This window comes from Hydrogenophaga sp. L76, assembly GCF_057654755.1.
The window spans coordinates 4,146,945-4,160,663 of record NZ_CM172807.1; the positions used below are offsets into that span (position 1 = coordinate 4,146,945).

At 67.3% G+C, this 13,719-nt stretch carries 13 protein-coding genes; 6 read left to right on the forward strand and 7 right to left on the reverse strand.

Going from position 1 to position 13,719, the window contains the following annotated elements; genetic code table 11:
- Positions 1-21: 21 nt before the first annotated feature.
- From garD to AC23D4_RS20250, 7 genes are all read right to left on the reverse strand, one after another.
- A complete protein-coding gene (gene garD, locus AC23D4_RS20220; protein WP_472887411.1) occupies positions 22-1,578 on the reverse strand; it encodes a galactarate dehydratase in 1,557 nt (518 codons plus the stop codon).
- 188 nt (positions 1,579-1,766) lie between these two features.
- Complete coding sequence (locus AC23D4_RS20225) at positions 1,767-2,723, reverse strand: Bug family tripartite tricarboxylate transporter substrate binding protein (protein ID WP_472887412.1); 957 nt, start codon at positions 2,721-2,723, stop codon at positions 1,767-1,769.
- Positions 2,724-2,778: 55 nt separating this feature from the next.
- Complete coding sequence (locus AC23D4_RS20230; protein ID WP_472887413.1) at positions 2,779-3,753, reverse strand: Bug family tripartite tricarboxylate transporter substrate binding protein; 975 nt, start codon at positions 3,751-3,753, stop codon at positions 2,779-2,781.
- A 26-nt stretch (positions 3,754-3,779) separates the two neighbouring features.
- Positions 3,780-4,793, reverse strand: a complete 1,014-nt coding sequence (locus tag AC23D4_RS20235; protein WP_472887414.1) for a lactonase family protein — start codon at positions 4,791-4,793, stop codon at positions 3,780-3,782.
- Between the two features lie 11 nt (positions 4,794-4,804).
- On the reverse strand, positions 4,805-6,088 hold the full coding sequence (locus AC23D4_RS20240) for a TRAP transporter large permease (protein ID WP_472887415.1): 1,284 nt from the start codon (positions 6,086-6,088) through the stop codon (positions 4,805-4,807).
- Positions 6,088-6,639: a TRAP transporter small permease gene (locus AC23D4_RS20245; RefSeq protein WP_177138877.1), complete on the reverse strand. Its 552-nt coding sequence runs from the start codon at positions 6,637-6,639 to the stop codon at positions 6,088-6,090. The genes AC23D4_RS20240 and AC23D4_RS20245 overlap by 1 nt, the downstream gene beginning before the upstream one ends.
- 72 nt (positions 6,640-6,711) lie before the next feature.
- Positions 6,712-7,692 (reverse strand): TRAP transporter substrate-binding protein, encoded by a 981-nt coding sequence (locus tag AC23D4_RS20250; protein ID WP_472887416.1) that lies wholly within the window; start codon positions 7,690-7,692, stop codon positions 6,712-6,714.
- A gap of 183 nt (positions 7,693-7,875) precedes the next feature.
- On the opposite strand from AC23D4_RS20250, the gene AC23D4_RS20255 reads away from it, so the two are divergent.
- From AC23D4_RS20255 to AC23D4_RS20280, 6 genes are all read left to right on the forward strand, one after another.
- The gene (locus AC23D4_RS20255; protein WP_472887417.1) at positions 7,876-8,607 is read left to right on the forward strand and encodes a FadR/GntR family transcriptional regulator; all 732 of its coding nucleotides are present in this window, start codon (positions 7,876-7,878) and stop codon (positions 8,605-8,607) included.
- 118 nt (positions 8,608-8,725) lie between these two features.
- The gene (gudD, locus tag AC23D4_RS20260; protein ID WP_472887418.1) at positions 8,726-10,054 is read left to right on the forward strand and encodes a glucarate dehydratase; all 1,329 of its coding nucleotides are present in this window, start codon (positions 8,726-8,728) and stop codon (positions 10,052-10,054) included.
- A 38-nt stretch (positions 10,055-10,092) separates the two neighbouring features.
- Entirely contained in the window at positions 10,093-10,977 is an 885-nt protein-coding gene (locus tag AC23D4_RS20265; protein ID WP_472887419.1) for a 2-hydroxy-3-oxopropionate reductase, read from the forward strand.
- Positions 10,978-11,039: 62 nt separating this feature from the next.
- Positions 11,040-11,804, forward strand: a complete 765-nt coding sequence (locus AC23D4_RS20270) for an HpcH/HpaI aldolase family protein (RefSeq protein WP_472887420.1) — start codon at positions 11,040-11,042, stop codon at positions 11,802-11,804.
- A gap of 21 nt (positions 11,805-11,825) precedes the next feature.
- Complete coding sequence (locus AC23D4_RS20275; RefSeq protein ID WP_472887421.1) at positions 11,826-12,647, forward strand: NAD-dependent epimerase/dehydratase family protein; 822 nt, start codon at positions 11,826-11,828, stop codon at positions 12,645-12,647.
- On the forward strand, positions 12,644-13,642 hold the full coding sequence (locus tag AC23D4_RS20280) for a DMT family transporter (protein ID WP_472887422.1): 999 nt from the start codon (positions 12,644-12,646) through the stop codon (positions 13,640-13,642). The genes AC23D4_RS20275 and AC23D4_RS20280 overlap by 4 nt, the downstream gene beginning before the upstream one ends.
- Positions 13,643-13,719 lie beyond the last annotated feature (77 nt).

Genomic DNA, 13,719 nt, shown 5'->3' on the forward strand with positions numbered 1-13,719 from the left:
TTCAGAGGCGGTCCAGTCGGTTCAGGTGACGGGGGCCGGGTTGAACAACACCAGGGCGTTGTGCAGCTTCCAGTGTTCGGCCCATGTTTTTTTACCACTGGCGACGGCCAGCAGCAGCTGGAACAGCTCGGTCCCCACGTCCTCGATAGTGGCTTCTCCGCTGGCGATGCGCCCGGCGTTGACGTCCATCAGGTCGTGCCAGCGGCGCGCCAGGTCGTCGCGCGTGGCGACTTTGATCACCGGGCATTCGGCCAGGCCGTAGGGCGTGCCGCGGCCGGTGGTGAAGACGTGCAGGTTCATGCCGGCGGCGAGCTGCAGCGTGCCGCAGATGAAGTCGCTCGCCGGCGTGGCGGCGAAGATCAGGCCCTTCTGTTTGACCTTCTCGCCGGGCCCGATCACACCGTGGATCGGGCCGGTGCCGCTTTTGACGATGGAGCCCATGGCCTTTTCCACGATGTTGGACAGGCCGCCCTTCTTGTTGCCGGGCGTGGTGTTGGCGCTGCGGTCCACCAGGCCTTTGTTGAGGTAGGCGTCGTACCAGGCCATCTCGCGCACCATGGCATCTGCCACGTCGGGGCTGGCCGCGCGCGTGGTCAGCAGGTCGATGCCGTCGCGCACCTCGGTCACTTCCGAGAACATCACGGTGGCGCCGGCGCGCACCAGCAGGTCGGTGGCGTAGCCCACGGCCGGGTTCGCGGTAACGCCGGAAAACGCGTCGCTGCCGCCACACTGCACACCCACCACCAGGTCGGACGCCGGGCAGGAGGTGCGCTGGCGCCGGTTCAGGCGTTCCAGGTGCACACGGGCTTGCCGGAGAATGGAATCGATCATGGACATGAAGCCGACGTGGGCGTCGTCTTGAAGCGTGACCACATCGAGTTCGCTGTCTCGTTGATCGCTGATCGGAATCGAGCCCGGCGGCAGCAGGCGCTCGGGCTGCAGCTTCTCGCAGCCCAGGCTGAGCAACATGACCTCGCCGCCGAAGTTGGGGTTGCTCGAGATGTTGCGCAAGGTGCGGATGGGGATGATCGCGTCGGGCGCGTCGATCGCCACGCCGCAGCCGTAGGTGTGTTCCAGACCGACCACGCCGTCCACGTTCGGGTACAGCGGCAGCAGTTCGCTGCGGATGCGATCGACCGCGAAGTCGAGCACGCCGGCCACGCACTGCACGGTGGTGGTGATGGCGAGCAGGTTGCGCGTGCCCACGCTGCCGTCGGTGTTGCGGTAGCCCTGGAAGGTGTGGCCGGCCAGCGGTGGCAACTGGGCGGGCGGATTGGACGCCGGCAGGCCTTCGAGCGAACGCGCCGCCGGCATCACCAGCCGCTGCTCGTTGACCCATCCGCCGGCCGGAATGGCCACGCCGGTGTGGCCGATGACCACGTTGTAGCGCCGCACGGCGGTGCCCGCCGGCAGGTCCACCAGCGCCACCTTGTGACCCTGGGGAACCGCCTCCACCAGCACCGGCCCGTCCGCCAGCGCGGCGCCGGGTTTCAGGCCACCGTCGTTGACGACGATGGCCACGTTGTCCGCCGGGTGCATGCGGATGCCGCGCGGTACAGGAGAGGAGAGGCTGCTCATGAAAAGAGGAATATCACGAAAGAGAGGAAGAAAGCCGCTGGTGGACAAATGACATCGCAAAGGGAGGGGTAGCCCAACCCAGGGCGCCGCGGAACCGGCTTTGCCGGGCCGCCAGCGCCGCCCCCCCGGGGGGTGACGCTGCAGGCGGCGCGGGGGGTAGACCGTCCCCGCGGCGGGGGTGGGTCAAATCAATCTGCTTTGATGTTCCGGCTCGTGATCAGTTTCTGCCAGCGCGCGTATTCCGACGCCTGGAACGCCGCGAACTGCTCGGGGGTGTTGAGCACCACCTCGAAGCCCAGCTCCAGCAGCTTCGGCGTCACGGCGGGGTCGTTGATGCTCGCCACGATGGCGTCGTGGAGGCGCTTCTTCACGTCGGCGGGCAGGCCCCTGGGCGCGGCCACGGCCTGCCAGGACTGCACGTTGGCGTCCTTCACGCCGCTTTCTTCCAGCGTGGGCACATCGGGCAGCAGCGGCGAGCGCTTGGCGCTGGTGATGGCCAGGGCACGCAGCTTGCCGGCCTTGATCTGCGGCAGGGCGGTGTTGATGTTCATGAACGACGACTCCACCTGGTTGCCCAGCAGGTCGCTCATCACCGGGCCGCCGCCTTTGTAGGGCACGTGCACGCCGCTGGTGCCCGTCTGTTGCCAGAAGAGTTCGGCGGTGAGGTGGTCGCTGCTGCCGTTGCCGGAGGAGGCGAAGCTCATCTTGCCCGGGTTGGCCTTCTGGTAGGCGATCACTTCGGCAACCGACGTGCGCGCCGACGCGGCGGGCACCACCAGCACGTTGGGCGCCTGCACGACCACCGTGATGGGCTCCAGGTCTTTGAGGGCGTCGTAGGTGACCTTGAACAGGTGCGGTGCGATCACAAACGGGCCGAGCGAGGAGACGAACAGCGTGTGGCCGTCGGCCGGCGCGCGCGCGATGTAGGTGGCGCCGATGGTGCCGGTGGCGCCGGCCTTGTTCTCCACGACCACGGTGGCGCCGCCGAGCTTCTCGCCCATCTTGCCCGACAGCGTGCGCGCGATCAGGTCGGTGGAGCCGCCGGGCGGGAAGGGCACGACGAGGGTGATGGGCTTGTCGGGCCAGGCGAAGGCGCTGAGGCTGGTGGTCGCGGCCACGAGCAGGGTGATGAGGGATTTTTTCATGGTGTTGTCTCCGGTGGGTGCAGGAACGCGGCGCCCGGGGGCGCCGCCGAGGGGCTTATTCGAGGGTGATCTTTTCTTCGCGGACGATCTGCGCCATGGCGGGGATTTCGGCCTTGATCCAGGCATTGAAATCGGCCGCGCTCATGTGTGACGGTTCCAGGCCGAGGGACTGCAGCTTCTCCTTGATGTCGGGCAGCGCGGTGATGCGTTGCACCTCGGCGTGCACCGCGGCCACGATGGCCGGTGGCGTGCCGGCCGGGGCCAGCAGGCCTTGCCAGCTGCCGGTCAGGAAGTTGGGCGTGCTTTCGCTGACGGTGGGCACGTCACCCAGTTCGCCGAAGCGCTTGGCGCTGGAAACGGCCAGCAGCTTGAGCTTGCCGGCCTTGACGTGCGGGTAGGTGGCGACCATGCCGTTGAAGGTGACGTCCATGTGGCCACCGACCAGGTCGGTCATGGCTTGCGAGCCGCCCTTGTAGGGCACGTAGTTCCATTGGATACCGTTGCGCCGGGCAAACTGCACGCCCGCCATGTGGGGCGCGCTGCCCATGCCGGCTGCGGCGGCGAAATTCAGCTTGCCGGGGTTGGCCTTGGCGTACTTCACCAGTTCAGCGATGTTGCTGGCCGGCACCTTGGTGCTCACCACCAGCAGGTGCGGCGAGTAGCCGACCATGGCCACGGGAACGAAGTCTTTGATGACGTCGAAGGGCAGCTTGTAGAGCGCCGGGCTGATGGTGAGGTTGCCCACGTCCATCAGCACAAAGGTGTAGCCATCGGCGGGCGACTTGGCCACCAGATCGGCGCCCAGGTTGCCGGCGTTGCCGGCCCGGTTTTCCACCAGCACCGTCTGGCCGAGCTTTTCGGTCATCTTCAGGCTGATCAGGCGCGCGAGCACGTCGGACGTGCCACCAGCGGGGAAGGGCACGACGATCCGGATCGGCTGCTTGCCCGGCCAGTCCTGGGCCCAGGCGGCGAGGGGCATCAGGGCGGCGGCGCCGAGCGACAGGCAGAGGGTGCGTCTGGCAAATTTCATGGGGTGGTGCTCCGGGGGTGTGTGGCTCATCGAGCCGGGTGGCTGAAAGTGATCCAGTTGGGGTTCTGGCCCATGGGCAGGCGCTGTTGCAAGGCCAGCGCGCCGGTGGCCGGGTGAATGCGGTAGCGGCTCAGGTGGTGCGAGAGCTGGCCCACGGCGAGCAGGTGCTGGCCGTCGGGCGTGATGGCGAAGCCGCGCGGGCAGTTTTCGGTGGCCGTGTGACCCCGGGGCTCGACGCGGCCGGTGCTGGCGTCCACCGCGAACGCGGCCAGGGTGCTGCTGGTGCGCTCGCTGGTGTAGAGCAGGGTGCCATCGGGTGTGAGGTGCAGGTCGGCCGCGGAGGGTGTGCCGCTGAAGCCGGGTGGCACGGTGACTGCGGTCTGCACATGCGCCAGCGTGCCCGCGGCGGCGTCGTAGGCCAGCACGTCGAGCGTGGCGTCCAGCTCGTTGAGCAGGTAGACGAAGCGCCCGTTGGGGTGGAAGCGGATGTGGCGCGGACCGGCGCCGGGCCGCTGCGGCCAGGCCGCCGGCGTGTTGGGGCTGAGCTGGCCGGTGGCGGCATCGAAGCGGAACTGCAGCACCTGGTCGCCGCCCAGGCTGGTGGCCAGCACATGGCGGTTGTCGGGCGCGCTCAGGATGCCGTGCGCGTGGGGCGGCGTGGGCACGAGTTGCTGCACTTCGCCCGCGATGCCGCCGTCGGCGATGGGGCTCACGCTCACGCAGTTGGCCGGGTACGAGGCCGCGAACAGCCAGCGCCCAGAGTGGTCGGTCGACACATAGGCCATGCTGCCGGGCAGGGCGGCTTCGCCCAGCGCTTGCAGCTGGCCGGTGGAGGCGTCGATGGCGAGCGTGACCACGGCCAGCGGTTCGCTGCGCCGGGCCACGTAGAGCCATCGCCCGCAGGGGCTCAGCGCCATGGGCATGAGCGTGCCGCCGGGCGTGACGGCGGACACCGGCCGCAAGTCGCCGTCGGCGTTCAGGGCGAGGGTGTGCACGTCGCCGCTGTCGGCGTGCGAGATGAAAACGAAGCGCTGTGTCATGGCTTCGGGTCTCACAGGCCCAGCGTGCGCGGCAGCCACAGCGACAGCCAGGGCAGGTAGGTCACCATCAGCAGCACCACGAACAGCGCCACGAAAAACGGCATGAGCGCCTTGGAGACCACGCCGATCTTGAGCTTGGCAATCGCACTCCCCACGAAGAGCACCGTGCCCACCGGCGGCGTGATCAGGCCGATGCCCAGGTTGACCATCATGATCATGCCGAAGTGCACCGGGTCCACGCCCATCATCTTCACCACCGGCAACAGGATGGGCGTGAGGATCAGGATCAGCGGTGACATGTCCATCAGCGTGCCCAGCACGATCAGCAGCACGTTGATCAGCGCCAGGATCACGTACTTGTTGTCCGACAGTTCGGTGAGGAAGGTGGTGACCCGCAGCGGGATCATCATCAGCGTCATGATGTAGCCGAAAGCGGCGGCAAAGCCGATCAGGATCATGACGATGGTCACGGTCTTGACCGTGCGGTGCATCAGCTTGGGCAGGTCGCGCCACTGGTAGTCGCGGTAGATGAACATGGTCACGAAGAAGGCCCAGACCACCGCGATCGAGGCCGACTCGTTGGCCGTGAACACGCCCGAGAGAATGCCGCCGAGGATGATGACCATGGTCATCAGGCCCCACATGGCTTCGCCACAGATCTTCAGCGCCTGCTTCAGCGGAATCACCTCGCCCTTGGGGTAGCCGTGTTTCTTCGCCTTGTAGAGGCACAGCACCGAGAGCGTCAGCCCCATCAGCAGGCCTGGCAACACGCCGGCCATGAACAGCGCGGCGATGCTCACCGTGCCACCGGCCGCGAGCGAATACAGCACCGCGTTGTGGCTGGGCGGGATCAGGATCGCCTGCACCGAGCCACTGATGGTGACGGCGGTCGCGAACTCGCGCGGATAACCCTTCTTCTCCATCTCGGGGATCAGCACCGTGCCGACCGAGGCGGTGTCCGCCACCGAGGAACCGGAAATCGCACCGAAAAAGGTGGAGGCCAGGATGTTGACCAGCGACAGGCCGCCGCGCACGAAACCGATCAGCACGCCGGCGAAAGCGACCAGGCGCCGCGCCATGCCGCCCTCGGCCATGATGGCGCCGGCCAGCACGAAGAAGGGAATCGCGAGCAGCGAAAACTTGTTCACGCCCGAAGCGATCTGGATCATCACCGCGTCGAGCGGGATGTCGATGTAGAGGGCACCCACCAGCGCAGCGAGCCCGAGCGAGAAGGCGATGGGCACGCCCAGCACCATGAGCAGCATGAAGCTGCCGATCAGCACGAACGCGTCCATCAGCGGCTCTCCCCGTGGGCCAGGGCGGCGCCCCGGTCGGTCTTTTCCGGTTCTTCGTAGCGCATCAGCCGCCGGTGGTCCTGCGGGCCGATCCAGCGCCGTTCGATCACGAACAGCAGCGTGAACAGCGAGCCCAGCGGCAAGGCCGCGTAGGTCACGCCCACCGGCAACCAGGGCAGTTCGCTGATCGACTGGCCCATGGTGCCCAGGCTGAGGCTGGTGCCGTACCAGGCCACGAAGGCGCAGGCCGCGGCCATGCACAAGTCCACAAGCCAGGCGCACAGCGCGCGCAGGGGTGGCGGCAGCACGTCGGTGAGCATGGTCACGGCGATGTGGGCGTTGGCGCGGTAGGCCGCGGCCGCGCCGATGAAGGTGAACACCATCATGAGCAGGATGGCGATGGGCTCGGGCCACTGCGAGCCGGTGCCCAGCACATAGCGCGTGAACACACCCCAGGGAATGATCAGCGACATGCACACGATGGCCACGCCGGCGGCCCAGATGCAGGCCAGGTAAAGGCGGTCCATCGCCGCGACGTAGAGGGATTTCATGGATCGTTTTCTGCAAGCGGCACCCCGGCGCAAGGCCGGGGTGACTGGAGGGGCGACGGGCGCAGGCTCGGCTTATTTCACTTCGCCGATGCGCTTCATCAGGTCGGCAAACTGGGCGCCGTACTTGGCGCGCACCGGGGCGGTGGCGTCAAAGAAAGGCTTGTTGTCGATGGCGATGAACTCCACGCCCTCGGCCTTGAGCTTGGCGCTGTAGTCGGCCACGGCGGCGTCCCAGAGCTTGCGCTGCTCCAGCTGGGCTTCGCGGCCCAGCTTCTTCATCAGCGTCTGGTCGGCGGGCGTGAGCTTGTCCCAGGCCACCCTGGACATCACCAGGATCTCGGGAATGATGAGGTGGTTGGTCTGGGTGTAGTACTTGGCGCCGGCCTTGAAGTGGTTGGCGGTGTACAGGCTGGGCGGGTTGTTTTCCGCGCCATCGACCACACCGGTCTGGATCGCGGTGAACACCTCGCCGTAGCCCATGGCGATGCCGTTGCCGCCCATGGCGTTCATGGTGTCGACGAACAGCGGGTTGCCCATCATGCGGATCTTCTGGCCCTTGAGGTCGGCGGGGGAGCGCACCGGCTTCTTGGTGTAGAGGCTGCGGCTGCCGCCGTCCATCCAGGCCAGGGCGACCATCTTGGCCGGGCTGGCGCTGATCTTGTCCAGCAGTTCCTGGCCGATCGGGCCGTCGATCACGGCGCGCATGTGGGCCACGTCGCGGAACACGAAGGGCATGTTGAACACGTTCACCTCGGGCACCACCGGGCCGACCGGGCCGAGCGAGGTGCGCAGCAACTGGATCGCGCCGACCTGGGTCTGCTCGATCATGGCCTTCTCGTCGCCGAGCACGCTGCCCGGAAACATCTGGAACTTGTAGCGGCCCTGGCTGGCGGCTTCGAGCTTCTTGCCCATGGCCTCCACCGCCACCACAGTGGGGTAGCCGGCGGGGTGCACGTCGGCGGCCTTGAGCACGGTCTGCGCCGAAGCCAGGCCGAACACACAGGTGCCCGCGGCGGCCACGGCGAGCTGAATCAGGGTTCTGCGGAATGTCATCTCGGTATCTCCTGGGCGCCGGGGCGCTGGTTTGAAGGGGCAAGCAATTCGGGCGAATCAGAGGGTGAACGACCTATCCAACAAGGTGATGCATCTGCTACATTGGTTGCAAACATCTCATCATCAGTTGTCGTACAACTAATCTAGCAGATGACTCCAGCAGCAAACATCAGGCTTACCCTAATGAATCGGGATCTCTCCAGTCGCAGCAACAAATCGCGCACCCTGTCGTCCGAGCTGGCGCAGGTGCTGGTCGGCCGCATCCGCGGCGGTGACTATCCGCCGGGCACCAAGCTGCCCAAGGAGGCGTCCATCATGGAAGAGTTCGGCGTCAGCCGCACCGTGGTGCGCGAAGCCATCTCCTCCCTGCAGGCGGTCAATATGGCCGAGACCCGCCACGGCATCGGCACCTTCGTGCTGAAGGTGGAGGAGAGCGCTCCGTTTCGCATCCGGCCCGAGCAACTCGGTACCTTGCGCGACACCATTGCGTTGCTGGAGCTGCGCATCGGCGTAGAGACCGAGGCCGCGGCCATCGCGGCGGCGCGCCGCACGGAGGCGAATCTGGTCAGCATGCAGGCCGCCCTCGATGCCTTCTCCGAAGCCATCGAGGCCGGGCAGGACGCCGCCAACGCCGACTTCCAGTTCCACCGCGAGATCGCGCTGGCGACCCAGAACAGCCACTTCGCCGAAGTCATGAATTCGCTCGGTCCGGGTGTCTTTCCGCGGGTACGCCTGGCCACCGCCGCGGCCCAGGACCCGAACCGCCTGATGTACCTGCGGCGCGTGCACCTGGAGCACGAGAGCATCTACAACGCGATCCGGGATCAGGACGTGGACAGCGCCCGCGCGGCCATTCGCACCCACCTGTCCAACAGCCGCGAACGCCTGCGCAAGAGCGAGACCCAGGCCGCCTGAAGTCGTGAGGGAGGGGTGAATCGAGGGTTATCCCGGATGGGGTGGCTTCACCTAAGTTGTATGATGACTGTCAACTTAAACGGTTTTGCCGTTGTTGTCCTGTCCTCACGCACCGCCCATGAACGCCACCCCCACCGTCACCCGATTGCAAGTGATCCCCGTTGCGGGTCACGACAGCATGCTGCTCAACCTGAGCGGCGCGCACGGCCCGTTTTTCACCCGCAACCTGCTGATCCTGACCGACTCGTCAGGCCACACCGGCGTGGGCGAGGTGCCGGGCGGCGAAAAAATCCGCCAGACGCTGGAAGACGCACGGCCCCTGATCGAAGGGCAGCCCATCGGCGCCTGGAACCGTGTGCTCAACAGCCTGCGCAGCGGCTTCGCCGAGCGCGACAGCGGCGGCCGCGGCAACCAGACCTTTGACCTGCGCGTGACCATCCACGCCGTGACCGCCGTGGAGTCCGCCTTACTCGACCTGCTGGGCCAGCACCTCGGCGTGCCGGTCGCGGCCCTGCTCGGCGAGGGCCAGCAGCGCGAGCGCGTGCAGATGCTGGGTTACCTGTTCTACATCGCCGACCGCAACAAGACCGACCTGGCCTACCGCAGCGAGCCCGACGCGGCGGACGACTGGCAGCGCCTGCGCCACGAAGCCGCGCTCACGCCCGAGGCGGTGGTGAAGCTCGCCGAAGCCGCGCAGGCGCGTTACGGTTTCCAGGACTTCAAGCTCAAGGGCGGTGTGCTGCGTGGCGAAGCCGAGGTCGAGGCCGTCGTCGCGCTGCACGAGCGTTTTCCGCAGGCGCGCGTGACGCTCGACCCCAACGGCGGCTGGCTGCTGAAAGACGCGGTGCGCCTGCTGCGCGACCACCGCAACACCCTGGCCTACGCCGAAGACCCGTGTGGCGCCGAGGGCGTGTTCTCCGGCCGCGAGGTGATGGCCGAGTTCAAGCGCGCCACCGGCCTGCCCACCGCCACCAACATGGTCGCCACCGACTGGCGCGAGATGGCGCACAGCCTGATGCTGCAGTCGGTCGACATCCCGCTGGCCGACCCGCATTTCTGGACCCTGCAGGGCTCGGTGCGCGTGGCCCAGCTCTGCCAGATGCACGACCTGACCTGGGGCTCGCATTCCAACAACCACTTCGACGTGTCGCTTGCCATGTTCACCCACTGCGCCGCCGCCGCGCCGGGCAAGGTGACCGCCATCGACACGCACTGGATCTGGCAGGACGGCCAGGGCCTGACCAAAGAACCGCTGCAGATCAAAGGCGGCTATGTGGACGTGCCCCAGCAGCCGGGCCTGGGCGTGGAGCTGGACATGGACAAGGTGCAGAAAGCACACCAGCTCTACCAGCAGCACGGCCTGGGCGCGCGCGACGACGCGGTCGCGATGCAGTACCTGATACCGGGCTGGACATTCAACAACAAGCAGCCGGCGCTGGTGCGCTGAAGCGGCTTGCTCTTCCCCTACGCTTAAAGGACATCAACATGAAACTGGGATTCATCGGACTGGGCATCATGGGCGCGCCCATGGCGGGTCATTTGCTGGCCGCGGGCCACGAGCTGTTTGCGCAGTCGCGCAGCGGCGTGCCGGCCGCGCTGCTGGATGCGGGTGCCAAGGCCTGCGAAACCGCGGCCGACGTGGCGCGCGCGGCCGACATCATTTTCCTCATGGTGCCCGACACGCCGCACGTGGCCGAGGTGCTGTTTGGCGAGTCCGGGCTGGACAAGGGCCTCGCTGCTGGAAAAACGGTGGTGGACATGAGCTCGATCTCGCCCATCGCCACCAAGGACTACGCCAAACGCATCCAGGCCCTGGGCTGTGACTACATCGACGCGCCGGTGTCCGGCGGCGAGGTGGGCGCCAAGGCCGCGAGCCTGACCATCATGGTCGGTGCGACCGAGGCCGCGTTCGCCACCGTCAAGCCGCTGTTTGAACTGATGGGCAAGAACATCACGCTGGTGGGTGGCGTGGGCGACGGCCAGACCTGCAAGGTCGCCAATCAGATCATCGTGGCGCTCAACATCGAGGCCGTGGGCGAGGCGCTGCTGTTCGCGGCCAAGGCCGGCGCCGATCCGGCCAGGGTGCGCCAGGCGCTGATGGGCGGCTTCGCGGCCAGCCGCATCCTGGAGGTGCACGGCGAACGCATGATCCAGCGCACGTTCAACCCCGGTTTCCGCATCGAGCTGCACCAGAAAGACCTGAACCTCGCGCTCGAAGGCGCCAAGGCGCTGGGCCTCAGCCTGCCGCACACTGCCAGCGCGGCCCAGCTCATGAACAGCTGCGTCGCCCTGGGCGGCGCGGCCTGGGACCACTCGGGCCTGGTGCGCGCGCTGGAATCGGCGGCCAACTTCCAGATCGCCGGCAACTGAAGCCACAGACCGGCGCCGAGCGCCCGGAACCCGGCGACCCCCACCTTCCAACGGAGACACCCATGGACCTGCCCGTCAACCATTTCAAGCACGCGATCCACGCCGGCACCAAGCAGATCGGCCTGTGGTCGCACCTGTGCAGCCACCTGAGCACCGAGATCCTGGCCGACAGCGGCTTCGACTGGCTGCTGCTGGACATGGAGCACTCGCCCAACGAGCTGCCCGAGCTGCTGTCGCAGCTGCAGTCCATGAAGGGCACGAAGGCCTCGGCCATCGTGCGCCCACCGTGGAACGACATGGTGGTCTTCAAGCGCCTGCTCGACATCGGCGTTCAGACGCTGCTGGTGCCTTATGTGCAGACCGAAGACGAGGCGCGCAACGCCGTGGCCTACACGCGCTACCCGCCGCACGGTGTGCGCGGTTTCGCGGGCGCACCGCGCGCCAGTGGCTACGGCCGCGTGAAGGACTATGCGCACCGCTGTGGCGAAGAAATCTGCGTGCTGGTGCAGGTGGAAACCGTGCTGGGCCTGCAGAACCTGGAAGCCATCGCCAACGTGGACGGTATCGACGGTGTCTTCATCGGCCCCGGCGATCTCTCGGCCGCGCTCGGCCATCTGGGCAACCCCAAACACCCCGAGGTGCTCGCCGCCATCGACGACGCCATCGCCCGCATCCGCGCCTGCGGCAAGGCCCCGGGCATCCTGACCGGCGACGAGACCCTGGCGCGCCATTACGTGCAACAGGGTTGCCTGTTCGTCGCTGTGGGCGCCGACCAGAATCTGTTGCGCGACAGCGCGCAGGCCTTGGCTGGCCGTTTCAAAAGCTGATTTTTCTTCGGAGCCCCCACCATGCTTGCCCAGCCCGCAACCCCATTGAAGTTCAACCGCCTCCTGCTCACCGGTGCCGCCGGCAACCTGGGCCGCGAGCTGCGCCCGCGCCTCAAGGCCTATTGCGAGGTCTTGCGCCTGAGCCACCGCAGCGACCTCGGCGCCCCGGGTGCGGGCGAAGAGGTCTTCACCGCCGACCTCGCCGACAAGGACCGCGTGCACGCCATGCTGGCGGACGTGGACGCCGTGGTGCACATGGGCGGGGTCTCCACCGAGCAGCCCTGGGAACCTATACTCGCCGGCAACATCGTCGGTATGGTCAACCTCTACGAAGCGGCGCGCCAGCACGGCACGAAGCGCATCGTCTTCGCCAGCTCCAACCACGTCACCGGCTTCTACCGGCAGGACGAAGTCATCACACCCCAAACCGCGCCCAGACCCGACGGCTTCTACGGTCTCTCGAAAGCTTTCGGTGAAGACCTGGCCCAGCTCTACTGGGACCGCTGGGGCATCGAGACCGTGAGCGTGCGCATCGGCTCGTCGTTCAGCGAGCCGCGCGACCGCCGCATGCTCGCCACCTACCTGAGCTACGACGACCTGGAGCGCCTGATCGTGGCCGCGCTCACCGCGCCCATCGTTGGCCACAGCATCATCTATGGCGTGTCCGACAACCAGACCAGCTGGTGGGACAACACGCCCGCGAAACACATTGGCTACCGCCCGCAGGACAGCTCCGACGTGTTCCGACCGGCGGTGGAAGCGCGCCAGCCGGCCATAGACCGCCACGACCCGGCCGCGCTGTACCAGGGCGGTGCCTTCGTGAAGGCCGCGCCGCACGGATGACGGCCCGCGACAGTGCCCGGCCCACGGGCGCTTCTTCCGCGCACGCCCCCGGAGCCGCGTTCTTCCGCCGCCCGCGCAACCTGGTGGGGCTCGCCACGCTGTGTTGCCTGCTCTGGGGCAGCGCCTACCCAGCCATCAAGGGTGGCTATGCGCTGCTCGGCATTGCCCGCAGCGACACGGCGGCGCAGCTGGCCTTCGCGGGCTGGCGCTTCCTGCTCGCGGGTGGTCTGCTGCTGGTGATCGCGCGCCTGATGGGCAAGCCGGTGTGGGCGCTGTCCACGGGGCAATGGCGCCAGGTGGCGTTGCTCGGGCTGGCGCAGACCTCGCTGCAATACGTGTTCTTCTACGTCGGGCTGGCCCACACCACCGGCGTGAAGGGCTCCATCCTCAACGCCACCGGCACCTTCTTCAGCGTGCTGCTGGCGCACTTCATCTACGCCAACGACCGGCTGCGCCGCCGCAAGGCGCTCGGTTGTGCGGTCGGTTTTGTCGGTGTGATGGTGGTGAACCTGCGCGGCGTTCAAGGGCTGGACGCGAGCTTCACCCTGCTGGGCGAAGGCTTCATCGTCATCGCGGCTTTCGTGCTCTCGGCCGCCAGCATCTACGGCAAGCGCGTGTCGCAGCGGCTGGACCCGATGGTCATGACCACCTGGCAGCTCGCCATTGGCGGGCTGGTGCTGCTGCTGGGCGGGCTGGCCGGTGGCGGCGCCATCACGGGCTGGGGAGTTGGATCCCTGGCCTTGCTGGGCTACATGGCCGTGCTCTCGGCGGCGGCCTTTGCGCTCTGGGCCGCGCTGCTCAAGCACAACCGGGTGGGGCAGGTCACGGTGTTCAACTTTTTGATCCCGGTGTTCGGCGCGCTGCTCTCGGCCCTGTTCCTGGGCGAGACGGTGCTCGAATGGCGCAACCTGATCGCGCTGGCGCTGGTGTGTCTGGGCATCTGGCTCGTCACCACCGAAACCGCTGCGGCGCCGGCGCCCGCGCGAGCGGGCTGAATCCGCGCTTGGTCTGGCAGCGCACAGACGCCCGGCGCTCCGACACCTAAGGTCCATCCACATCCCCGCTGTTGGCT